Source organism: Polynucleobacter sp. MWH-Braz-FAM2G, assembly GCF_018687635.1.
GTDB lineage: Bacteria > Pseudomonadota > Gammaproteobacteria > Burkholderiales > Burkholderiaceae > Polynucleobacter.
Window position 1 is genome coordinate 1127447 of the sequence record NZ_CP061300.1, and the last position, 25281, is coordinate 1152727.

The 25281-nt window shown below is 44.6% G+C and carries 19 protein-coding genes; 7 read left to right on the top strand and 12 right to left on the bottom strand.

From position 1 onward, the window contains the following. Positions 1-18: 18 nt before the first annotated feature. The 5 genes from carB to gloB form a co-directional block, all read right to left on the bottom strand. A complete protein-coding gene (gene carB, locus FD973_RS05940) occupies positions 19-3282 on the bottom strand; it encodes a carbamoyl-phosphate synthase large subunit (RefSeq protein ID WP_215322422.1) in 3264 nt (1087 codons plus the stop codon). Continuing rightward, on the bottom strand, positions 3282-4469 hold the full coding sequence (gene carA / locus FD973_RS05945) for a glutamine-hydrolyzing carbamoyl-phosphate synthase small subunit (RefSeq protein ID WP_215324735.1): 1188 nt from the start codon (positions 4467-4469) through the stop codon (positions 3282-3284). Before carA ends, carB begins: the two co-directional genes overlap by 1 nt. Before the next feature lie 244 nt (positions 4470-4713). Beyond that, a complete protein-coding gene (locus FD973_RS05950; protein WP_305798655.1) occupies positions 4714-6609 on the bottom strand; it encodes a propionate--CoA ligase in 1896 nt (631 codons plus the stop codon). Between the two features lie 23 nt (positions 6610-6632). Then, complete coding sequence (locus FD973_RS05955; RefSeq protein WP_215322424.1) at positions 6633-8069, bottom strand: transglycosylase SLT domain-containing protein; 1437 nt, start codon at positions 8067-8069, stop codon at positions 6633-6635. After that, positions 8069-8878: a hydroxyacylglutathione hydrolase gene (gene gloB / locus FD973_RS05960; RefSeq protein ID WP_215322425.1), complete on the bottom strand. Its 810-nt coding sequence runs from the start codon at positions 8876-8878 to the stop codon at positions 8069-8071. The genes FD973_RS05955 and gloB overlap by 1 nt, the downstream gene beginning before the upstream one ends. A gap of 6 nt (positions 8879-8884) precedes the next feature. Between gloB and FD973_RS05965 the strand changes: the two genes are divergently transcribed. The 5 genes from FD973_RS05965 (at position 8885) to dnaQ (ending at position 15409) form a co-directional block, all read left to right on the top strand. Beyond that, complete coding sequence (locus tag FD973_RS05965; protein ID WP_215322426.1) at positions 8885-9712, top strand: class I SAM-dependent methyltransferase; 828 nt, start codon at positions 8885-8887, stop codon at positions 9710-9712. Positions 9713-9716: 4 nt separating this feature from the next. After that, on the top strand, positions 9717-10169 hold the full coding sequence (gene rnhA, locus FD973_RS05970; protein ID WP_215322427.1) for a ribonuclease HI: 453 nt from the start codon (positions 9717-9719) through the stop codon (positions 10167-10169). A gap of 109 nt (positions 10170-10278) precedes the next feature. After that, positions 10279-11598, top strand: a complete 1320-nt coding sequence (locus FD973_RS05975) for an efflux RND transporter periplasmic adaptor subunit (RefSeq protein WP_215322428.1) — start codon at positions 10279-10281, stop codon at positions 11596-11598. Further along, positions 11595-14693 (top strand): efflux RND transporter permease subunit, encoded by a 3099-nt coding sequence (locus FD973_RS05980; protein ID WP_215322429.1) that lies wholly within the window; start codon positions 11595-11597, stop codon positions 14691-14693. The genes FD973_RS05975 and FD973_RS05980 overlap by 4 nt, the downstream gene beginning before the upstream one ends. Next, entirely contained in the window at positions 14693-15409 is a 717-nt protein-coding gene (gene dnaQ / locus FD973_RS05985; RefSeq protein ID WP_215322430.1) for a DNA polymerase III subunit epsilon, read from the top strand. The genes FD973_RS05980 and dnaQ overlap by 1 nt, the downstream gene beginning before the upstream one ends. On the opposite strand, the gene FD973_RS05990 is transcribed toward dnaQ, so the two are convergent. Beyond that, a complete protein-coding gene (locus FD973_RS05990; RefSeq protein WP_305798626.1) occupies positions 15410-16501 on the bottom strand; it encodes a tartrate dehydrogenase in 1092 nt (363 codons plus the stop codon). Between the two features lie 49 nt (positions 16502-16550). Beyond that, positions 16551-17213 (bottom strand): SprT family zinc-dependent metalloprotease, encoded by a 663-nt coding sequence (locus FD973_RS05995; protein ID WP_215322431.1) that lies wholly within the window; start codon positions 17211-17213, stop codon positions 16551-16553. Between the two features lie 80 nt (positions 17214-17293). On the opposite strand from FD973_RS05995, the gene FD973_RS06000 reads away from it, so the two are divergent. Beyond that, the gene (locus FD973_RS06000; protein WP_215322432.1) at positions 17294-18604 is read left to right on the top strand and encodes an amidase; all 1311 of its coding nucleotides are present in this window, start codon (positions 17294-17296) and stop codon (positions 18602-18604) included. A 7-nt stretch (positions 18605-18611) separates the two neighbouring features. Here FD973_RS06000 and FD973_RS06005 read toward each other — a convergent pair whose 3' ends face one another. After that, positions 18612-19586, bottom strand: coding sequence for a tripartite tricarboxylate transporter substrate binding protein (locus FD973_RS06005; protein WP_215322433.1), 975 nt, complete (start codon positions 19584-19586; stop codon positions 18612-18614). A 29-nt stretch (positions 19587-19615) separates the two neighbouring features. Next, a complete protein-coding gene (locus FD973_RS06010; RefSeq protein WP_215322434.1) occupies positions 19616-20737 on the bottom strand; it encodes an NADH:flavin oxidoreductase/NADH oxidase in 1122 nt (373 codons plus the stop codon). A gap of 163 nt (positions 20738-20900) precedes the next feature. Here FD973_RS06010 and FD973_RS06015 point away from each other — a divergent pair, with 163 nt between their 5' ends. After that, positions 20901-22421 (top strand): CoA-acylating methylmalonate-semialdehyde dehydrogenase, encoded by a 1521-nt coding sequence (locus FD973_RS06015; protein WP_215322435.1) that lies wholly within the window; start codon positions 20901-20903, stop codon positions 22419-22421. 79 nt (positions 22422-22500) lie between these two features. Here FD973_RS06015 and FD973_RS06020 read toward each other — a convergent pair whose 3' ends face one another. The 3 genes from FD973_RS06020 to nuoN form a co-directional block, all read right to left on the bottom strand. Continuing rightward, positions 22501-22986 (bottom strand): DUF1178 family protein, encoded by a 486-nt coding sequence (locus FD973_RS06020; protein WP_215322436.1) that lies wholly within the window; start codon positions 22984-22986, stop codon positions 22501-22503. Positions 22987-23051: 65 nt separating this feature from the next. Then, positions 23052-23651, bottom strand: coding sequence for an NUDIX domain-containing protein (locus FD973_RS06025; RefSeq protein WP_215322437.1), 600 nt, complete (start codon positions 23649-23651; stop codon positions 23052-23054). A gap of 124 nt (positions 23652-23775) precedes the next feature. Continuing rightward, positions 23776-25275, bottom strand: a complete 1500-nt coding sequence (gene nuoN, locus FD973_RS06030) for an NADH-quinone oxidoreductase subunit NuoN (protein WP_215322438.1) — start codon at positions 25273-25275, stop codon at positions 23776-23778. Positions 25276-25281: the final 6 nt, after the last annotated feature.

Genomic DNA, 25281 nt, shown 5'->3' on the forward strand with positions numbered 1-25281 from the left:
CTAAAAGTTAATTTTAGATTAAATAAGCGTCCGATGTAAGTTTTGCAACGAATAAACCTCCAGCGACTCCAGCTTGCCATTTTGTGAAGCCAGCAAACCATCCATAACCGCACGGGCTGCGCTAATAGTTGTGTAATAAGTTACACCGTTAGCTTGAGCACTTGTTCTAATAGATCTAGAGTCAGCGATCGCTGTACGGGTTTCATCAACAGTCGTGAATACCAAAGATATCTCACCATTCTTAATGAAATCTACAATGTGTGGACGGCCATCCTTCACCTTATTCACCACTCTAACTGGTAAACCGGCCGCTTCAATCGTCGCAGCAGTGCCTTTAGTGGCCACCATTGGAAAGCCAAGTTGATGCAATAACTTGGCCACCTCAAGCGCTTTTGGCTTATCGCTGTCTTTAACAGTCAAAAGAACAGTTCCACTCTTAGGAAGCTTGATGCCAGCACCCAATTGAGACTTAAACAATGCTTCACCAAAAGTTTTGCCAACACCCATGACTTCACCAGTAGAACGCATTTCTGGTCCGAGTATTGGATCAATACCTGGGAATTTATTAAATGGGAATACAGCTTCTTTGACAGAGAAATATTCTGGCTTGACTTCAGTCTGTATGCCCTGCTGCGCTAATGATTGACCAACCATGCAGCGAGCAGCAATTTTTGCCAATTGCAATCCAGTAGCTTTAGATACAAAAGGTACAGTGCGGGAAGCGCGTGGGTTGACCTCAAGGACATAGATAACATCCTTGCCATCGACATTTTGAATGGCAAACTGCACATTCATCAAACCAACCACCTTCAAACCCTTAGCCATGGCGGCAGTTTGACGCTTAATTTCTTCAACGGTTGATTCAGACAAAGAGTATGGGGGCAATGAACAAGCAGAGTCACCTGAGTGAACTCCAGCCTGCTCAATATGCTCCATGACGCCGCCAATAAATACAGTTGCACCATCGCTAATGCAATCAACATCGCACTCAATCGCATCATTTAAGAAGCGATCAAGCAGCACTGGAGAATCATGTGAGACCTTAACAGCTTCACGCATATAACGCTGTAGATCACGACCATCATGAACAATTTCCATGGCACGACCACCAAGCACATAAGAAGGACGAACTACCAACGGGTACCCAATCTCTTCGGCAAGCTTGAGGGCTTCCTCTTCGGTGCGGGCTGTACGATTAGGCGGTTGACGCAAACTGAGGTCTTGCAGCAACTTTTGGAAACGTTCACGATCTTCAGCGGCGTCAATCATATCTGGAGATGTGCCGATAATCGGAACACCATTTCGCTCCAGATCTAAAGCCAATTTCAATGGTGTCTGTCCACCATACTGAACGATCACACCCTTGGGTTTTTCTTTTGCCACAATCTCCAAAACGTCTTCTAGAGTTAATGGTTCAAAATAAAGACGATCAGAAGTATCGTAGTCAGTAGAGACAGTCTCTGGATTGCAATTGACCATGATGGTTTCATAACCATCATCACGCATCGCTAAGGCTGCGTGTACACAGCAATAGTCAAACTCAATACCTTGACCAATACGGTTAGGCCCACCGCCCAATACCATGATCTTTTCTTTGTTCGTTGGCTGCGACTCGCACTCACCATGCTCAGCTTCGTAGGTGGAATACAAATAAGCAGTATTGGTAGAAAACTCTGCGGCGCATGTATCAACGCGCTTATAGACTGGCACCACATTTAAGCGATGACGCGCTGCACGTACAGAAGCGGCATCAATCCCAAGTAATTTTGCCAAGCGACGATCCGAGAAACCCTTTTGCTTTACAAAACGCAACTCAGGTGCAGAGAGACTATCAATCTTGCGCTGCTTAAGCTCGGCTTCAATAGCGATTAGCTCTTCAATCTGTTCCAGGAACCAAGGATCGACTTTGGTCTCGCTATAAATCTCATCTAGACCCATACCCATACGGAATGCATCTGCCAAATACCATATGCGATCAGGGCCTGGCTCATTAATTTCATTGATGATGTCATCTAAGTCTGTAGACACCTCATCTAAACCATCAACACCAACCTCAAGACCGCGAAGCGCTTTTTGGAAAGACTCTTGAAAAGTGCGACCAATCGCCATTACCTCACCTACTGACTTCATTTGAGTTGTCAAACGAGAGTCAGCTTGTGGAAATTTTTCAAAGGCAAAGCGAGGGATCTTCGTAACTACATAATCAATTGAAGGTTCAAAAGATGCTGGAGTTGCGCCACCAGTAATATCATTTTTGAGCTCATCAAGCGTGTAGCCTACGGCTAATTTGGCAGCAATCTTAGCGATAGGGAAACCTGTGGCCTTAGAGGCCAATGCGGACGAACGAGAAACACGTGGATTCATCTCAATCACAATCATGCGCCCATCAACTGGGTTGATAGAAAACTGAACGTTTGAACCGCCAGTATCAACACCGATCTCACGGAGCACTGCAATCGATGCATTTCGCATGATTTGATACTCTTTGTCCGTTAGAGTTTGAGCTGGTGCCACAGTGATTGAATCACCAGTATGCACACCCATTGGATCTAAGTTTTCAATTGAGCAAACAATGATGCAGTTGTCGTTACGATCGCGCACGACTTCCATTTCAAATTCTTTCCAACCAAGGAGAGACTCTTCAATCAAAAGCTCGCGAGTAGGCGATAGATCGAGACCGCGTTTACAAATTTCTTCAAATTCTTCACGGTTATAAGCAATACCCCCTCCCGATCCACCCATGGTGAATGAAGGACGAATAACCACCGGAAAACCTGAACTACCTGTTTCTTTCTGAATCCGCTGCTGAACTTCATGAGCCTCGTCCATTGAATGGGCAATGCCAGACTTTGCAGAACCAAGGCCAATTTTGGTCATTGCCTCTTTAAACTTCTGACGATCTTCCGCTTTGTCAATCGCCTCGGGAGATGCACCAATAAGTTCACAGCCGTATTTTTCCAATACCCCGTGACGATGTAAATCCAATGCACAATTCAACGCTGTTTGACCACCCATAGTTGGCAGGATGGCATCAGGCCTCTCAGTAGAAATAATCCTCTCTACAACTTCCCATGTAATGGGTTCGATGTAGGTTACATCTGCCATCTCAGGGTCAGTCATGATGGTTGCAGGATTGCTGTTGACCAAAATTACTTTGTAGCCCTCATCACGCAAAGCTTTACAAGCTTGTGCGCCTGAATAATCAAATTCACAGGCCTGTCCAATGACGATCGGACCAGCGCCGATAATTAAGATGCTCTGAATGTCGCTACGCTTAGGCATTATTTGCCCTCCTTGTTGCTGGCAGCATTCATTAGCTCCACAAAACGATCAAATAAATAAGCTATGTCATGAGGACCTGGAGAGGCCTCAGGATGCCCTTGGAAACAAAGAGCTGGCTTGTCTTTCCAGGCCATACCTTGCAAAGAACCATCGAATAAGGAAACATGGGTAACATGAATATTGTCTGGCAAGGTATTTGCATCAACAGCAAAGCCATGATTTTGAGAGGTAATCGCTACGCGACCAGTATCCAAATCTTTTACTGGATGATTTGCACCGTGATGCCCAAACTTCATTTTCAAAGTCTTTGCTCCTGCAGCAAGACCCATAATTTGATGGCCTAGACAAATACCGAAGGTTGGAACACCCTTCTCGATAATTTCTTTTGCAGCAGCAATTGCATAATCACAAGGACCTGGATCGCCAGGACCATTTGAGAAAAATACGCCATCTGGGTTCATCGCTAATACTTCTGCGGCACTAGTTTGCGCAGGGACAACCGTCAATTGACAGCCGCGCTCAGTGAGCATGCGAAGAATATTGCGTTTCACACCAAAATCAAAGGCAACCACTCTTTTAACTGGTTTACCAGTATCCAAGGATCTATAACCTGGCTTACCATTTGGACCTTGCAGAGCCCATTCGGCTTCACGCCATTCATACGGCTTTTGAGTAGTAACGACCTTGGCTAAATCCAATCCCGCCATTCCAGGGAATGCCTTAGCCAACTCCAGCGCCTTTATACCTAAAGCTTCGTGATCATCCCCTACCTTGCCAGCAACAATGGCACCAGATTGGGCGCCCTTATCGCGAAGAATTCTTGTGAGCTTGCGGGTATCAATCCCTGCAATACCAAGCACGCCCGCTTTTGTGAGATAGACGTCTAAAGGACCTTCGGAACGAAAATTGGATACTCGTTTTGGCAAATCTTTGATAACTAGGCCAGCAGCATGAATCCGATCTGATTCTGCATCTTGAGCATTCACACCCACATTTCCAATATGTGGATAGGTCAAGGTAACTATTTGACGTGAATAGCTTGGATCGGTAATGATTTCCTGATAACCAGTCAATGCGGTATTGAAAACTACTTCTCCAGTAGTTTCGCCAGGGGCGCCAATACTAAATCCGGGAAATAAGGTGCCGTCAGCAAGAGCCAATACGGCGGGGGGAAAAGAAGGAAGCAAGGGTGACAAACCATCTCCAGTCCCTGCTCCATCCGACGCTCAAAACCCCCAAAAAGACCAGCCCGGGGATGTATTTGCGGGAGGTGAGTGTCTTTAAGCGCTAGGGTATTTATTAAGTTTCGAACCCTGTAATCATACCATTTTTACTCGTAAACCCTTGAATACCCAGCCAAATCAATCACCAAAAGCAAAAACTCCCCCAACGATTAGGTTGGAGGAGCAATTTAATACAAGTTACCGGTTTTTAAGCCTTGGCGCTCTGCTCAATAATGGTCTTAATTTGAGCCAAAACAGTTTGATCATCCATGGTGCTGATATCCCCTGGATCGCGACCCTCTGCAACAGCCTGAAGAGCACGGCGAACAATCTTGCCAGAGCGAGTCTTAGGTAAGGCAGTTACTACATATACTCTGCCAGGACGTGCAATTGCACCAAGAGTGCTGTCTACTGTCTTCATGCACTCCGCCTCTAATGTTGCCGTGTTAGAGGCATCTTTAGGAATCACGAAAGCAATGGCAGCTTGACCTTTAAGCTTATCCTCAATACCTACAACTGCAACCTCTGAAATATTAGGATGACTAGAAATACTCTCCTCAATTTCACGAGTTCCTAAGCGGTGACCCGCTACGTTAATCACGTCATCAGTACGACCTAAGATAAAGAAGTAACCATCTTTATCTTTAATACCCCAGTCAAAGGTTGAGTAAATTAATTTGCCAGGAATGGTTTCCCAGTAGGTACTAATAAAGCGTTTGTCATCACCCCAAACAGTTTGCATACAACCAGGTGGCAACGGACCTTCAATTGCAATCACACCTTTTTGATCTGGACCCAACTCTTCGGAAGTTGCATCATCCAGCAACTTCATGTTGTAACCGAAAGATGGAACGCCTGGAGATCCAAACTTATGAGGCATCACTTCGACACCACGTTGGATTGCAAGCATTGGCCAGCCTGTTTCAGTTTGCCAATAGTTATCCACGATTGGCTTTTTAATAGCGTCATGAATCCAACTTGCAGTTGGCTCATCCAAAGGCTCGCCCGCCAAGAACAGGGCGCGCAGTTTGGACAAATCGTATTTCGTTAAGAATGCGGGATCTTGTTTCTTGAGCACGCGAACTGCTGTTGGCGCAGAGAACATGACTGAAACTTTGTACTTATCAACCAATTCCCACCAAATACCAGCATCTGGGCGTAAGGGCGTGCCTTCGTACATGATGGTTGCCATGCCCGATAGTAATGGCGCATAAATAATGTAGCTATGGCCCACTACCCAACCAATGTCTGATGTGCAGAACATGGTTTCACCAGCATTGCCAGTAAAGATATGCTTCATTGAGGCCGCTAATGCTACCGCGTAACCGCCAGTATCGCGTTGCACACCCTTTGGTTTACCGGTAGTACCAGATGTGTACAAAATATAAGAAGGATGAGTAGCATCAACCCACTCAACTGGAACGAGATCGTTTAAATGTTTTTGACGCTCAGTTGCATAATCCAAATCACGACCAGCTACCGTTGTGAATTCGGTTAAGCCACGATTCACAATCAATACCCTCTCAGGTTTGTATTCAGCTAAGGAAATTGCCTCATCTAGCAATGGCTTGTAAGGAACTGCTTTACCACCACGCGCACCTGCTTCAGCAGTAACAATCAATTTTGGTTTTGCGTCATCAATTCGAGAAGCCAAGCTGTGAGAAGCAAAACCACCAAATACAACAGAGTGAATTGCGCCAATACGTACGCACGCCAACATGGCAAAACAGGCCTCAGCAATCATCGGCATATAGATCAAAACACGATCACCTTTTTGAATACCATTTGCTTTGTAAATAGCAGCCATACGATTAACTTCTTCGTATAACTCTTTAAATGTGTAAGCCTTCTCTTGGTTTGTTTCAGTTGAAACAGCAACTAAAGCAATTTGATCAGGACGATCTTTTAAATGACGATCTACCGCGTTGTAACAAAGATTGGTTAAACCACCTTCAAACCACTTCGCAAATGGAGGATTGTCGTAATTAAGAACTTTATCAAATGGTTTTTCCCAATGAATTAACTGTGCTTGCTCACCCCAAAATCCGTCTGGGTCTTTAATTGAGCGTTCGTGGTGTGCTTTATAGGACATGGTCAACCTAATTTCTTTTAAAAAAGTTACTGGGATTACTGACTTTTGCTCGCCCCTTTACTGCTCTTATTGTTACTTTGGGCGGCTGAACTACCATTTTTCGCAGATTTTGCAAGCCCTGTCGATGCGGATTTATGCTGAGATGCAGCATTTTTTTCAGAAGAATTACCCTTAGAAGCGCCCTTTTCGGCCGTTTTAGTAGAGTTTGGGGCGTGACATTTAGCCGCTTTAGCTCCCTTGCTTCCTTTGGTAGGTTTTGGGCACTTCGGTGCTGGTGGCGCAGGCTTCTCTAGACTTAAGCTGGCATTTTCAGCCATAGCAGTCGACACATCTCCTGGGCGGCGACTGGTTTTTGGAATCAATACCGTGGAGCCTGCGCGAATACGCATACCCTTCGGAATGCCGTTTACCTCTCGAAGGGTGTCCATATCCACTCCCAAAGTTTTGGCTGCCTGATCAACGCTTTCAGTTTTACTTACTTGAACTGCAGTCCAAGAAGATAAAGGTTTAGTGTATTGCTTTAAATTGCTCTGAAAAATTTCAGCGTGACCGAACGGTAACAAGATTTGTTGATTGGCGTTACTGAGAATGACTGGCTTATTAAATGATGGATTGAGACTATGAAATTCATCCTCTGGAATTTCAGCTAACTTAATTACCAATGCCACATCAATGTCGCTACCGACATCCAAAGCAACAAAGTATGGGTGATTCTCAAGTTCAGGCAAAACGATTCCATAAGCCTGTGGATCTAATACGATTTGTCGATAAGCCATCAGCTTGGGTACATAGTTCCGAGTCTCCCGCGGCATGGTCAGGCTTTCATAATCCGTGGGTAAACCTGCTGCCGCATTACGTTTTTGGGCTTTAGAAATATTTCCAGCGCCCCAGTTATATGCAGCCAAGGCTAATTCCCAACTGCCAAACTGGTTGTATAGGCGTTGCAGATAATCTAAAGCAGCGTCGGTCGATTGCAAAACATCGCGACGCTCATCTCTGAAGACATTTTGGGTTAGTCGAAAGTCTTTTCCAGTTGCCGGCATAAATTGCCACAGCCCTACTGCTTTTGCGCTTGATTTTGCGTTCGTGACAAAAGCACTTTCTACAAATGGTAGAAGCGCAATCTCCGTTGGCATATTGCGCGCGTTGACCTCTTGCACTATATAAAACAAGTAACGTGAAGAGCGGGCCATGGAGCGATGAACATAATCTGGGCGTGCACTTAACCAGCGAACTTGCTCAATCTCTAAGGGGCTATTCATTGGCTCCATTTGGAAGCCATCACGAATACGAATCCAGAGATTATCAGAAGGAGCATAGACCTTGCTGACACTCTGATTTTGAAGATTAACGCGTGTAGCCCTAGAGGATTTTGGGTTCGCTTTTGTAGGAGTGTCCGATGACCAGTCGCCTGTACTAGCGCATCCACTCAACAAGGCAGCAATAACTACTACTGCATACAACATTCGCATCAGAAACGATCTTTCCAGGCTCTTATTACTGCTAAGACATGAGCGGGTGTTGATAATTCGGCTTGACCTGAAACCTCTTTAGCCATTGCAATGACTTCTGGTTGATCACATCGCATAAATGGGTTTACTTGAAGTTCCTGACCAATTGTCGTTGGGAGGGTTGGCAATCCCTGCTCTCTGAGGGATTTTGCTTCATCGGCCCATGAGAACAAATTGAAGTTATTAGGCTCGACTGCCATCGCAAAACGAATATTCGATAAAGTGTATTCATGAGTGCAATAAACCAAGGTATTTTTTGGTAAGGCTGCAAATTGTGCGAGCGACTGGGACATTTGCGTTGGCGTTCCTTCGAACAAGCGACCGCATCCAGATGCGAATAAGGTATCTCCACAAAAAAGCATTGGCTCCACCACATTGGCTTGCATGTTGGCAAAGTAAGCGATATGACTTAAGGTATGCCCAGGCACTTCAAATACTTTAAAACTAATCCGCGGGGCAGTAATTTCAATCTTGTCATCTTGCATTGCAATAACAGAGCGGCCAGGGATGTTATCTCCTGCTGGGCCATAGACGGGAATATCTGAACCTAAAGCTTGGAGCAAATTCAGAATCCCGCCTGTATGGTCTGCGTGATGATGGGTGATTAAAATCCCCTTAAGAGAGAGATTATTTGCCCTGAGGAACTCTAGCGTTGGCGCTGAATCACCTGGATCAACCACTAAAGCCGAACTGCCATCGTGAATGCACCAGATATAGTTATCATCAAAAGCCGGTATAGGCCAAACTTGCAATAAAGTATTCTTATCCATATACCGATGATACCAACCCCACCCATCCCATCACAGATGCCTGCGCCCCCCTGGAGTTCATGGGAAAAATGGTTGCAATCACCTCCTGGACGCTATGTTTTAGCTTGGGAGCAAGGGTGTTTTGATCAAATAGTTGCCGACGTATTTGGTTTTCATGCCCTTCAAATTGGCCTGCCCCAATTAAACACACTAAATGAAAATCGGATGCCTTTGCAGGCCCTACTTATTCACTCCAATGACAACCGCAGTCATGCCGCTCGTTTTAACTGGCATCTAGTTCAAGGGGATAGCACAGAGCTTCCCTTTGCAAATGAAAGCTTGGATTTAATCGTGCTGCCCCATGTCTTAGAATTCGCTACCGACCCTCACCAGATTTTGCGCGAAGTGGATAGAGTATTAAGACCCGAAGGGCGCCTAATTATTTCTGGCTTCAATCCCGCCAGCCTGTGGGGTGCAAGACAATATCTCAGTAGATTGGTCGGAACTCCCTATCTTCCAAGAGATGGGCAATTTATCAGTCTTATTCGGATAAAAGACTGGCTAGAACTACTAAACTTTTCTCTCGATCGGGGTCACTTTGGGTGCTACAAGCTCCCCCTTCAAGGTGAGTCTGTAATGGGTAAGATGGACTTTCTTGAAAAGATGGGTAATCGTTGGTGGCCAATATTTGGTGCTGTTTTTTTGGTTTCCGCCATTAAACGTCAGCAAGGAATGAGAATGATTGGTCCAGCTTCGCTAGCCCGCATTCCAGCAATTAAGCAATTGAGCCCCGCTGCCGAACGAAGCAATATTCAAAAACAACTGGCACAACTGACGGATGGGAATTCGGAATAAATTTATGCCTCACTCCACACAACCCCACATCGTCATATATACCGATGGAGCCTGTAAAGGCAATCCTGGCCCCGGTGGTTGGGGAGCTGTTTTACGCTCAGGAAGTCATGAAAAGCACATACATGGTGGCGAGAAACTGACAACCAATAATCGCATGGAAATATGCGCAGTGATTTTTGCTCTAAAGGCGCTAAAACAGCGCAGTAGCGTAGAACTCTGGACAGACTCTCAATACGTCCAAAAAGGGGTTACAGAATGGCTGGAGGGCTGGAAGAAAAGAGGCTGGAAGACAGCCAGTAAGGATCCTGTTAAAAATGCTGACCTCTGGCAAGAGCTAGATTCCCTCCTCCCAAAACATGAAATATCGTGGCACTGGGTCCGAGGTCATAATGGGCACCCTGGTAACGAGCTGGCGGATCAGCTTGCCAATAAGGGTGTTGAGGAATTTTTGCCTTAATAGAAGACCTACTCTTGGGCACCTTTTGAGTCATCTTATGAGAGAATGATTCTGCTTCAAATTGCTGAAAACAGTAAAAATCCCATATAAAACCTAGAAAAACGAGACTGTGTCAAAAATAGAATCCTCATTCGACAAGGCACTCGCCAAGCTTGTGCAATTTAAAAATGCTGTCAAAGTCCGCCTATGCTCTGTTTGGCAAAAGCAGTCGCCCAGATTTGATGCACTAAAGCGCTTGGATTATCCAACCGTTAAGTCCTTTGTCCTTCAATTTAAATGGCGCATTCTATTAGTGCTGGTGGTCTTGTATGCGGGCTCAAAAGTCTATGACTACTTTTTTCCCGCCTCAGAAAAGGCAGGAGGTCCGATTACTGTAACTTCTGTTGTAGTTGAGAAAAAAGATATTCCTCTAATCATTGAAGCAACTGGCACGATTGTTTCCAATAGCATTGTCGATATTCGTCCAATGGTGACCAACACGGTGGCAAAGGTGGAAGTGAAAGATGGGCAGGAAGTTAAGGCGGGTGATTTGCTATTCACCCTCGATGACCGCAATGACAAAGCCAACTATGAAAAGCTAAAAGCCTTAGCCGATGATGCGCAAAAGCAATACCTTCGCGCCAAAGAACTAGTTGCTAAAAACTTTATCTCCAAAGCCGGTTTAGAAACTAGCCTTGCTAATGCCAAGTCCGCGCAAGCTGCTGCTCGCGCAGCTGAGGTTCAGCTCTCCTTTGACTATATCCGTTCACCAATTAATGGGCGCGCGGGAATTGTGAATGTATTCCCTGGATCACTTGTACAGGCTAGCAATATTGTTTCTACTGCAACGAGCTCCACCGCTACTTCAAGCGTTGGTTCTATGGTCACGATCACTCAATTGAACCCTATTAATGTTCAATTTGTTATTCCCGAAAAAGATATACCTATCATGCTGGAAAACCAGCTTGATGGGGAAGCCATGACTGTAAAAGTGGTCGTTGGAGAAAGCGGCAAAAAAACTTATGAGGGCAAGGTCTTAGTGATCGACAACCAAGTAGACCCATCAATTGCAGCGGTCCGAGTTAAAGCTCAGATACCTAATGACGATAAAACTCTGTTACCTGGCCAATTTGCTCGCGTGTCATTAGTGGCGAATACCCTGAAGGACGCCTTGGCAGTCCCCTCTCAAGCTGTCATCATCAACGCACGTGGCAAGATGGTGTACGTAATTGATAAAGACGGGAAAGCCGTTTCCAAGCCAATCAAGGTTGTCTACGAATACCAAGGATTAACAGTAATTACAGGTATTGAACCTGGCGATAGAGTTGTAGTTGAAGGCAAACAAAATCTTCGCCCTGGAAGCAAGGTGCGTGAAGCTAAATCGCCAACTCCTGCAAATACATCCGGTGCGCCTGCCCCAGCATCCTCAACGGCTACCGAGAAAAAATGACGCTTTCCGAGTTATGTATTCGACGCCCTGTAATGACGGTGTTGCTATCTATAGCTACCGTCATAGCAGGTACCGTTGCATATCTAAAGATTCCTGTAGCCGCTCTCCCAAGCTTTAATTCACCCGTTATTTCTGTAAGCGCTTCTTTGCCAGGCGCTTCACCAGAGAATATGGCCTCAGCAGTTGCGTTGCCACTTGAAAAAGAATTTTCTACTATCGACGGCATTAATGTTATTAGCTCAACTAATTCGCTTGGAAGCACGAGCATTACTCTAGAATTTAATAACGACAGAGATATCGATAAGGCGGCGGTAGATGTGCAGGCTGCCCTCTTGCGAGCACAAAAACGTCTTCCTATAGAGATGACTGTTCCACCGTCTTATCGCAAAATTAATCCATCCGATACACCGGTCTTAGTGGTGCGCATGAGCTCACCATCCATCAGCCTTTCAGATATTAACCAGTACGCAGAAAACCTTGTCTCTCCAAATCTCTCGACTATTAGTGGTGTTGCTCAGGTATTGGTATATGGCGCCAAACGATATGCCGTTCGTGTTCGCGTCCATCCAGACGCATTAGCAAATCGCAACCTGACTATCGATGATGTTGCCATTGCAGTGAATAAAGCAAACTCCAATAGTCCTGTTGGTGTTTTGGATGGGCCCCGGCAAGCTATCACTATTTATGCCAACCCTCAATTAGTAAGGCCTGAGGAATTTGCAAATTTAATTGTGAGCCAAAAAAATGGCTTGCCAATTTATTTAAAAGATGTGGCTGATGTTATAGAGAGCTATGAGGATGTCAAAACTCTGGCCAGCTCAAATGGAGAGCGTTCAATCGCAGTTGCTGTTTTAAGGCAACCTGGTGCTAATACTGTTGAGGTAGTGAATGCTGTTAAACAGCTACTTCCACAGCTACAAAAACAAATGCCTGAGTCGATTAGGCTGCAACTTTTAAACGATCGCTCTCTTTCTATTATTGAAGCAATACATGATGTCAATATCACTTTGGCTTTAACGGTGTTGCTGGTGATATTGGTTATCTTTTTATTCTTAAAGCATATTTCTGCGACTGTTATTCCATCAATAAGCCTGCCAATTTCTCTCATTGGCGCCTTTTTCTTGCTTTACTTTATGGGCTACAGTCTCGACAACATCTCTCTATTGGGTATTACGCTCGCTGTTGGCTTGGTTGTTGATGACGCTATTGTTGTACTCGAAAACATCATGCGTTATGTTGAGCAAGGAATGGATCCTCTAAAAGCCTCGCTTAAAGGAAGTAAGGAGGTCGGATTCACCATTATTTCAATCTCCATCTCTTTGGTGGCGGTTTTTATCCCACTCTTTTTTATGGCTGGCCCAATAGGCTTGCTCTTTAGAGAATTTGCAGTAGTGGTATCCCTATCTATCTTGGTTTCTGCTGTAGTTTCCTTAACGGTAGTGCCAATGCTCTGCAGCCGCTTTCTGCCAAAACCAGGTCAACACGCCAAAGAGTACGCAATCAATAAAAAATTCGATCGCATATTCGATTGGATGCTCAAGACATATGTTCATTATTTGGATCTTGCTCTAAAAAATCGCAGAATTGTTTTATGGGGTGCTTTATCGACCTTTGCCCTCACAGTAATACTATTTATCAATAGTCCAAAAGGTTTTTTTCCAGAGGAAGATATTGGCCAAATTCTTGCTACGACAGAAGCTTCGGAAGATATTTCTTTTAGAGCAATGTTGGCATTACAAGATCAAGCGGCTGAATTGGTAAATACCGACCCTAATGTAGCAAGTTCAATTTCAGTCATTGGCGGCGGCGCTAGCTCAGGTTACAACACAGGTCGAATATTTATTATTCTCAAACCAAAAAGCGATCGCGCCAAAATGGCTAAGATCATGGAAGGTTTACGCACCAAGTTCAAAGAGATACCTGGCTTACAAGTCTATATGCGCCCGGTGCAAAACTTACAACTTGGAGGCAAGAGTAGTAAGAGTCGCTATCAATTTACGCTCCAAAGTGTTGGCTTTGATGGCGTCAATGAATGGGCTGACAAGCTTATGCAAAAAATGCGGGCTGATCCTATGTTTAGAGACGTAACTAGCGACTCCCAAATGAAAGGTTTGAACGTCAAGATCAATATTGACCGTGAAAAAGCCGCAAGTGCGGGAGTAAGTATTGCTGACATTCGCACTGCACTCTATTCTGCCTATGGGGAGAAACAAGTCTCCACAATCTACACGCCTGTAAATACCTACTATGTAATCTTGGAGGCGGCTGTTGAAGATCGTCAGTACGAAACCGATCTCAATAAGATATTTGTTCGTGGTCGAGCAACTGATAAGCTAATTCCACTATCTAGCCTCGCTACGTTTACTCGTACGGTGGGCCCTACCGCCGTCAATCATCAAGGTCAAATCCCTGCGGTAACTCTGTCTTTTAATTTGGCGCCAGACGTTTTCTTGGGTGATGCCACAAAACAGATCGAGGCATTTACAAAGGCAATTGACCTACCCCCATCCATTATTACCAGTTATGGTGGTGATGCTGCGGTCTTTAAGAGCAATCAATCTGGTCAGCTGATATTGATCTTCTCTGCTTTGGGCGTGATCTACATATTGCTTGGGGTTTTATATGAGAGCTATATTCACCCATTAACTATTTTGGCGGGCTTACCCTCTGCGGCAATAGGTGCAATCTTGGCTTTACGTATATTTGGTTTTGAATTAACGATCATTGCTTCTATTGGCATCTTATTGCTAATTGGTATTGTGAAGAAGAATGCGATTCTGATGATTGACTTCGCATTAGAGGCTCAGCGCAACCAAGGAATGACTCCAGAAAAAGCTATTCGGGAGGCCTGCATCTTGCGCTTCCGCCCGATTATGATGACCACTTTTGCTGCATTAATGGGTGCACTTCCAATTGCATTTGGTTTGGGTGCTGGCGCAGAACTGCGCCAACCATTAGGTATTAGTGTTGCTGGTGGCCTTATCTTCTCCCAATTTGTTACGCTAATCATCACACCGGTGATTTATCTTTATCTTGATAAATTTGCTGGCAATGGACCGATGGATATTCCAGCCTCTGTGCTTGAGGGAACTTAATGCGTCAAGTTATTCTCGATACTGAAACAACAGGGCTAAACCCCGCAACTGGAGATCGAATTATTGAGATTGGTTGCGTGGAAATGGTGGGTCGTCGCTTAACCGATAGAACCTTTCATTACTACATCAATCCAGAACGCGATATTGATGCAGGCGCTTTTGCAGTTCATGGTCTTTCACGAGAATTTCTATCCGATAAACCCATTTTTGCGAATATTGTTGATCAATTAATAGAATTCGTGGATGGCGCTGAAGTCGTGATTCATAACGCAGCTTTCGACTTAGGCTTTTTGGATAATGAATTTGCTCTATTAAAACGCCCACCCTTCCGCAATCTCGCATCTAAGATAACCGATACGCTTTTAGATGCGCGTCAAATGTTTCCAGGAAAACGTAATTCCTTGGATGCTTTGTGTGAACGCTTTTCAATTAGCAATAAACACCGAACTTTGCACGGTGCATTATTAGATGCCCAGCTACTGGCTGAAGTCTATGTAGCAATGACAAGAGGTCAAGAGGACCTCTCAATTGATTTAATTGACTACACAGTAGGCACTGACTCAACTGGTCATAACAAGACTTTACCGAGCAACTTAAAAGTTCTAGCAGCTAGCGATACTGAAGTACAAAGTCATGAAAAAATTCTTGCTGAAATTGCAAAAGCAAGTAAAAAGGACCCCGTTTGGAGTCCTTCAAATACAGTGATCCAAAGTTAATTAAACTGCTGCCGCAATCGCTTTACCCAAATCATCTGTTTTTGCAGAGCCGCCCAAATCTGGTGTCAACGGTGCATTACCTGGTCCAGAAGCCAAAACACTCTCAATTGCATTAAATATGGCTTTTCCTGCCTCGGGGTAGCCAAGATGATCCAACATCATCGCCCCGCTCCAAATCTGACCAATCGGATTTGCGATCATCTTGCCAAAAATATCTGGCGCAGAACCATGGACTGGCTCAAATAAAGATGGGAATTTTCCTTCTGGATTAATGCTGCCAGATGGCGCAACCGCAATTGTGCCCGTGCAAGCGGGACCTAAATCCGATAGAATATCTCCAAACAAATTACTTGCAACCACTACATCGAAACGATCGGGATTCATTACAAAGTGGGCAGCCAATATATCAATGTGGTATTTGTCAGTCCTAACGTCACCGAATTTCTTTGACATGGCCTCAACACGTTCATCCCAATATGGCATGGTTATGGCGATACCGTTAGACTTTGTGGCTGAAGTGAGATGCTTTTTTGGACGGCTTTGAGCCAAATCAAAAGCGTATTGCAAAATTCGATCTACGCCCTGTCTGGTGAAAATAGATTCTTGAATAACAAATTCACGGTCAGTATCGGGGAACATTTTTCCGCCAACGCTGGAATACTCGCCTTCAGTATTTTCACGAACCACAAAGAAATCAATATCACCCGGTTTACGATTAGCCAATGGACATGGGACACCTGGTAGCAAGCGTACAGGTCGTAAATTTACGTACTGGTCAAACCCTCTACGAAATTGAATCAGGCTACCCCACAAAGAAACATGGTCTGGAAGAATGTCTGGCATGCCAACAGCACCAAAGAAAATTGCGTCGTACTTCATGAGCGTGTCAAACCAATCGTCTGGCATCATTTTGCCGTGCTTAAGGTAGTAGTCACAGCTTGCGAAATCAAAATGGTCGAACTGCATACCAATATTAAATTTTCGGTTAGCGGCTTCTAGTGCGCGCACGCCTTCTGGCATTACCTCTTTACCAATTCCATCACCAGGAATAACGGCAATTTTGGGATTCTTAAAAATCTTTTTGGAGTTCATGAATAACCTGTCTCGTTTTATTTTGAAATATTTAGAATTTTACAAATGTCTAGCTTATGGCGCGTCGAATGTCATCAGGAACTTTTTTGCCGCCCTTTTCCACTGATTCGCTATCGTAGTCAGATGTGGTTTCAATTGTCTCTGGCATAGCCTCAATCATGCGCACATTATCCTTGGGGCATATTGGAGCACCATAGCTAGCCCATTTTTTGAGGAGCGTGACCTCGTAGCCACATTGTCCACACTTTGCCTTGCTGCGACTTGCATTGCTGGGTCGTGGTGGCGGGAAAACAATCGCTTGATGCGGGTATGGGCCTAATTCTTGGCTAATCATCATTAGCTTTACAGTGAGCTCCTCGGTAGCATGTGCCATTCTGGCTGGACCCTCTAATCCAACCGTTTGAGCAATGCCTTTGAAATCCTCGCCATGACCGCTAAAACAATCATCTACCGCATGACAAAGCTCATGAACCAAGGTGTCTAAAAGCTGCACAGGCTCATCCAATTTTGGAGAGATAAAAATCTCATTGACACCCCCTCCCGAACGTTCACGTGGCCAGCATTGACCGAGCGTTGTTCTCGGGCTACTAGAGGCTGGAAATCCGCAAGAAACTCTAACTGGGGGTATCGCATATCCAGCCTTTGAAAATACTGGCTCTAAGTGCCGAACTGCGTCTTCTAGCCATGCTTCACGAACAGTATGTTGCTTCATCTTTTTACTTATCTTCAAACAAATTTCAAGAACATTAATCTTAAATTGCGATCATACGCCACCATAAGTAGAATAATGTAATGAAAGATCTCGAAAGCCTCAGCGCCACCCAAGCCATTAAAGCACTCGCCAAAAGAGAAATTAAGGCGACAAATCTATTGCTCTCCTGTTTAGACCGTATAGGTCAAAAAGAAAGCATTGTGAAAGCATGGGCTAGCCTAGGCAAAGAAAACGCCCTCTCAAGAGCTAGAGCGCTTGATAAGGGTGCTTTTCAGGGTTTATTGCATGGGCTTCCAATTGGAGTAAAGGATCTATATGACACCTACGATCTACCGACATCCTATGGATCCCCCATTTATGCAAACAATTACCCTAGCGCTGATGCCGTATCTGTAGCGCTGATGCGCCAAGCCGGTGGCATTATTCTTGGCAAAACCGTTACTACAGAGTTTGCTACTTTTAAGAGTGGCGTTACCACTAATCCGCATCATTCCAAGCACACACCAGGCGGATCCTCCAGCGGCTCTGCAGCCGCGGTTGCTGATTTTATGGTGCCACTTGCCACGGGCAGCCAAACGGCAGGCTCTATTATTCGTCCAGCATCCTTTTGCGGCATTGTTGGCTTTAAGCCAAGCTTTGGCAAAGTGAGTATTGCCGGCATCAAAAGTCTTTCCATTACGCTAGACACAATGGGATGCTTCGGAAGAACTATTGAAGATGTTGGTTTAGGCGTTGCCGCAATGAGCGGCGATCATCGCCTTGCAAAAATTGAAGCTTTGCACAATAAGCCACGTATTGCTATTTGCAAAACATCAAATTGGTCACTTGCAAATAAAGAGACAGCTACAGCGCTTGCTGTTGCTCGTCATGCGGCTGAAATTATCTCTAAAGGAGCTGTTGCAGATCAGAAATTACCGAAGACTTGTGACGGACTTGCCCAAGCTCAATCTCGAATCATGCTCTCTGAGATGTCTCGTAGCCTAGCGTTCGAGCATTTTCACTATCCCAAAAAATTAAGCGCGCAACTCAGCAAGCAATTAATTGAAGGTGCGCAAATTAGCTATGAGCAATACGCTAAAGATTTGCAGTTTGCCAATAGAGCCAGAGCATCAATGGCTGAGTTATTCAGCAATGAGATTGATATTTTGATTGCCCCAAGCGCCACCGGTGAGGCACCAAATATTAAGGATGGCACGGGAGATCCAATTTTTTGCAGAGGATGGACCCTACTGGGTTTACCATGCATCAACATTAATATGGGCAATGGTCCTAATGGTCTACCCGTTGGCATTCAGCTCATAGCAGGCCTAGGCAAAGACCATTTTTTACTCAGTGCCGCTAGGGCGTTTGCGCTAGCATTACCTGACCCCGTTTTGCGGGATCAGGCTTAAAACCTATTTAATCAAGCGTAATATTTGCAGCCTTAATAGCTTTACCCCAATAGGGAATTTCTTTCTTCAATAAAGCGTCAGTTTGCGCTGGATTAAGATAACGCAGTTCTACACCCGCAGCATCTGAACGCTCTTTAATTTCAGGCAACGCCAAACTTTGCTTCACTGAGTTAGTTAGTTTTGAAATAACTGGTGCAGGTGTGCCAGCAGGCGCATATAAAGCAACCCAGGATTCCAACTGAAATGACGGTAACCCCGCTTCAGCGGTAGTAGGCACGTTTGGCATTCCAGGGTGACGATTCTTACCTGTAACCGCTAGCCCCTTGAGTTTGCCACTTTGAACATGCTGCATTACGGATGGTGGCGTGCTAATGAATACTTGCACTTGACCAGCCAAAACATCCTGAATAGCAGGACCAGAGCCCTTATAGGGCACATGAACCATATCTACACCAGTAGTCTGCTTAAAAATCTCCGTGCCAATATGCGATACCGATCCATTACCTTGAGACGCGTAATTTAACTTACCGGGGTTAGCCTTTGCGTATGCAATGAACTCCTTGAGATTATTTACAGGGACCGAAGGATGAACCGCGATAACGTTTGTTGAAACTGTTAGCAAAGCTACAGGAGAAAAATCTTTAATGGGATCCCAGGGTAGTTTTTCAAACAAAGCAGGATTGCCAACGTGATAACCAGAATATGAAATCAGCAAGGTGTAGCCATCTGGTTTAGCTTTAGCAACATATTGATACGCAGTATTGCCGCTCGCACCGGGCTTGTTATCCACAATAACGGGCTGACCAATTACACGGGTTAAAGGCTCGCTCAATAAACGCGCTGAAGTATCCACAAGACCACCTGGAGGATTTGGCACAACCAATGTAATCGGGCGATCAGGGAAAGGTTGCGCTACAGCAAGACCTACAACAAAAAGCGTGGCAAAAAAAGTAAACCTACGAAAAATTGAAGGAAGATTCATTCGTTATCCAATCTCGATTTTCTAAATAATTAGCGTTGACCAATTTTTACATTACCAAACACTGACTGTGCATCACGTGGCAAGCAACGCCAATAACGCTCGTTAGCACTAACAATGCCATTTAATTCTGCAGCAGCCTCCCAGGCCCAGCGTGGCTTATACAAAAATGCTCTAGCTAGAGCAATCAGATCTGCATCACCCGCTTGCAAAATATCTTCAGCTTGTTGTGGCTCAGTAATGAGACCTACTGTCATGGTTGGTAGACCAGACTCATCCTTAACAATTCTTGCAAAAGGCACTTGATAATTTGGACCAATAGCAATCTTTTGCTTGGGAGAGATGCCTCCAGATGAAATATGGACAAAATTACAACCCAAGGGCTTGAGTCGCTTTGCAAAATCAGCAGTCTCTTGAGGTGTCCAGCCACCCTCAATCCAATCACTAGCAGAAATTCGAATGCCTAATACGCCCTGATAAGCCGCTCTTACTGCTGCAAACAACTCCAAAGGAAAGCGGATTCTATTTTCAAATGAGCCGCCGTATTCATCAGTGCGTTGATTAGCGATTGGAGATAAAAACTGATGCAATAGATAGCCATGAGCTCCATGCAGTTCAATACCGTCTATACCAATTCTTTCCGCACGTTGAGCAGAGCTAACAAAATCTTGGATCAGTTGCTTTAATTCATCCTTGCTTAATTCATGGGGCAAACGCTCACCTTCCAACTGAGGTATTGCCGATGGAGCAAGAGTTTCCCAACCACCATGATCTTTGTCTAGCAATTGACCGCCATCCCAGGGTGTTGCGCTAGATGCCTTGCGTCCAGCGTGCGCTAATTGGATGAAAACAGGGATAGATGGTGCTAAGGCTCGCGCACGACTCAACTTATCCTTAAGCGCCGCCTCCGTCCGGTCATCCCACAAACCAAGACAGGCGGGCGTAATTCTGGCCTCTGGATTAACCCCAGTAGCTTCAATAATGAAAAGAGCAGCCCCGCTGTTGAGTAAATTTCCCCAATGCATTAAGTGCCAGTCCGTGGCTTCGCCATTCTTTGCGGAGTATTGGCACATTGGAGCCACCACAATGCGATTCGCCAACTCTAACGGGCCGCGCGGAGAATTGAGGGTGTAATTTGAAAATAAAAGACTCATGGAATGCCTTAAAAAGCCGAAAAATAGGTCAAAAATACGAAAAAAGTCATAAAGCGATAGAATACTTAAAAAAGCAGAATAAACGAGACAGCGAAGTTATGCAGGCCATCAGGCCAAGTGACTTTTTTTACCAAAAACCTTAAATTACTCAATACAAGAGACTATGAACGCACCTCAAGCCTTTGAATCAAAAGAAGATATTGGCCATTATGTTGGCGGCAATGTGGTTAATCCAAAAGATGGTCGCTTTGCCGACGTTTTCAACCCTACTAAAGGCACTGTAGCTCGCCGCGTCGCGCTCGCAAGCCGCAAGGAAGTTGATAATGCAGTGGCAGTAGCCCAAAAAGCATTTGAATCTTGGAGCCAAACAAGCCCATTACGTCGTGCTCGTATTCTGTTTAAGTATCTTGAGTTGTTAAATGCCAACCGCGATGAGTTGGCTGCCATTATTACCGCTGAGCACGGCAAAGTATTTACCGATGCCCAAGGTGAAGTAACCCGCGGAATTGAGATTGTTGAATTTGCCACAGGCATACCTGAGCTCCTCAAGGGCGACTACACAGAGCAAGTTTCAACCGATATCGATAACTGGGTAATGCGCCAGCCTTTAGGGGTTGTCGCTGGTATTACCCCCTTTAACTTTCCAGTCATGGTGCCAATGTGGATGTTCCCAATGGCCATTGCTTGTGGTAACACCTTTGTATTAAAGCCAAGTCCAACTGATCCTTCAGCATCCTTGTATATGGCCAAACTCCTCAAGGAAGCCGGATTGCCTGATGGAGTATTCAACGTTGTTCAAGGTGACAAAGAAGCGGTTGATGCATTAATTGAGAACCCGGATGTTAAAGCGGTGAGCTTTGTTGGTTCTACACCTATCGCTAACTATATTTACGAACGTTGTGCACATTTTGGCAAACGCTCCCAAGCATTGGGTGGCGCAAAGAATCACATGGTCATCATGCCAGATGCTGATATTGATAAGGCAATTGATGCATTGGTTGGCGCGGCATATGGTTCTGCTGGTGAACGTTGTATGGCGATTTCTGTAGCAGTATTAGTGGGCGATGTAGCGGATAAGATCATTCCAAAATTAATTGAGCGGACCAAAACACTCAAAGTAAAAAATGGCATGGAACTGGATGCCGAAATGGGCCCTATCGTTACTAAAGCAGCTCTTGAGCGTATCACTAGTTATATTGATAGCGGCGTAGCATCTGGCGCAAAGTTACTGGTTGATGGTCGCGGCCTAAAAGTTCCTGGTTGTGAAAATGGCTTCTTTATTGGGGGCACCCTCTTTGATAATGTCACACCAGACATGAAGATTTATTTAGAAGAAATCTTTGGACCCGTTTTGTCTTGCTTACGTGTTGCAAACTTTACAGAGGCTTTAAACCTTGTAAATTCTTGCGAGTTTGGCAATGGTGTTGCATGCTTTACTAGCGATGGCAATATAGCCCGTGAATTTGCCCGTCGCGTACAAGTCGGCATGGTTGGTATCAATGTGCCTATTCCAGTACCAATGGCATGGCATGGCTTTGGCGGTTGGAAAAAATCCATCTTTGGCGATATGCACGCATACGGTAAGGAAGGTGTGCGTTTCTATACTAAACAAAAGAGTGTCATGCAACGTTGGCCTGAAAGCATTGCTAAGGGCGCAGAGTTTGTCATGCCTACCTCTAAGTAAGCCTTTCGATCATCTGCAATTGAATATAAAAAAAGCGATCTTCGGATCGCTTTTTTATTTGTTTAAATTGAAGCAACTGTTATTGCAAAGTATTTTTTAGAGCGGGAATCATTGGCATCGACAACACATCGATACCCTCTTCTCTTAGAGCCTCAGCTTCATCCAAGGTTGTCTGTCCTCGAATACTTCTTTCTGGAGATTCTTTGTAGTGGATTTTTCTGGCCTCATCAGCAAATGCATCTCCAACATCCTCTGATCGACCCATCAGTTCGCGCATTCCCTTTAAGAATGCTGCCTGAACTTGAGCCTCTAACTGAGAATGATCACTACCGGTAAGCGCAACAACACCTCCAGATAGGTTGTCAGATTCCGACTTTGGGGCAGTCAATTCAGTTGAGCCAGACTTAGCAATATGCGGTGCTGATGGCATACGAGTGATATCCGTACTGTCACAAACTGGACACGCAAGAATGCCCTTATCTTGCTGAGCAAGACAATCTTCCTCCGAGGCAAACCAACCTTCAAAGCGATGATCTAATGGGCAGGCTAAGTTATAAACTTTCATGAAAGGTATATAGGGGCAAAAATGATAAATTCAATACCATCATTTTAAACGGGTTTACATACACCCTATTCTATTGGGGTGGCTTTCACTAGCCCCCGACGATATCGATCAAGCCAATAGGCTGAAATTGTTGTCTTGACATCAGTAATCACGCCTTCTTCAACCCATGCAATTAACTGCTCTAAGGGTGCGGCGAACACATCTAAAAACTCTTCTTCATCAAGATGACTATTGCCTGGAACTAGATCTTCTGCCAAATAGATATCAATAAACTCTGTTGAGTACGAGATTACTGGATGAATGCGTCGAATAAAGCCCCATTTTTTTGCCGTATATCCCGTTTCTTCTTCCAACTCTCGTTTAGCGCAAATCAAATGCTCTTCATTGGGATCTAATTTTCCAGCCGGAATTTCTATACAAGTTTTAGCGATTGGATAACGATATTGGCGCTCTAAAATTACCCTGCCATCATTCAAGATGGCAAGGATAGCAACCGCGCCAGGATGCGTAAGATATTCACGTATCGCCTCTTGACCATCAGGCATAGCGACTTTATCTCGCTTCATGTTTAGAAAGATGCCGCCATAAATGTCTTCGCCTGAAACACGCCTCTCACGCAGATGATCATCACCGCTTGGTAAATCGTCAAATGATTTTTCAGTCATTAATCACGCTCAATAGTTTGGTAATTTTGAATAAATTAATCTTACAAAAAGAAGATGTCAGATTGGTTGCTTCTTAAACAATAAAGGCTCCTTTCGGAGCCTTTATAGCGGTATTTGGTATTTGTTATGAACCAAGCAAAGTACGACGCATTGCATCCAAACAAAGACTCATTAAACCTGCAGGAACAATGCCTATGGCTAGTACCAAAATGCTATTTAGACTAAGGATTCCCTTAGCAAAACCAGAGCCCGATACGGTTATCTCGTGTTCTGGCTCATCAAAATACATAACCTTAACAACTCTGAGATAGTAAAAAGCGCCGACCAATGAAGCCATTACAGCGATTACGGCAAGGAAAGTATGCTCAGAATCAACTAAGGCTTCTAAAACACCTAACTTAGCAGCAAATCCAACCGTTGGCGGGATACCAGCCAGTGAGAACATCATCACCAAACCAATAAATGCAAACCAAGGATGTTTCTTATTAAGTCCTTTAAGACCGTTTAAGGTCTCGCAGTCGTAACCTTTGCGCGATAAAACCATTAGCAATCCGAAAGTGCCTAATGTAGTCAGCACATAGGTAATTGCATAGAACATGGCAGCACTAAATGCATGATCGTCAAACACGGACAACATGCCCAAAAGCACAAAGCCCATTTGCGCAATCGCAGAATATGCAAGCATCCGCTTAACGTTAGTTTGGGCAATTGCCGTAACGTTTCCAACCACTAGCGATAACACCGCCAGCAAAACCAGCATGGGTTGCCAATCACCCAACAATGGCAATAAGGTGTTCACTAGTAAGCGGAACAATAAGGCAAAGGCAGCCAATTTAGGTGCTGCAGCAATCATCAAAGTAACCGCCGTTGGCGCACCCTGATACACATCTGGCACCCACATATGGAATGGCACCACCCCTAATTTAAATGCCAATCCAGCAACAATGAATACTAAACCAAAAGCCATTACCAAATGATTAATACGAGGATCGGCTACGGTTTTAAAGATCTCAATGAGGTCTAATGAACCAGTTACTCCATACAACATAGACATACCGTAGAGCAAAAAGCCAGAAGCCAAAGCACCTAAGATAAAGTATTTGATACCAGCCTCTACACTCTCTTCCCTATTGTGACGCATTGCAACCAAGGCATAGGTAGGCAAGGCCATTAATTCAAGGCCAAGGTATAGAGTTAAGAGATTAGCACCCGAAATCAAAACAAACTGACCCAGCAGGGCTAACAACGCCAAAACAATGAAATCCGGACGGAACAAAGCTCGATCCATCAAATATTGTTTGGAATAAATCAGGCTAATCAACACGGCTATGCATGAGCATGTTTTCAGCAGGTTTGAGAAAGGATCTGATTGGAATAATCCATTCATAGCCACTAAGGCAGGATCTCCCATGCGACCAACAAATGCAAAAATTAGATATACCAATAGAATGATCGAGAAGAAATAAACGAAACCAACTCCACGTGGAGTATGGAAAATATCTTGTTCCACACCTGGAGTTGATACAACTCTCTCACGAACATAAACACTTGCAACTAACAACAAGCAGGTTGCAATGAGTAAAACAAGTTCCGGCAGGATGGCGTATAGGTCGAATGCTTGCATTTGCGC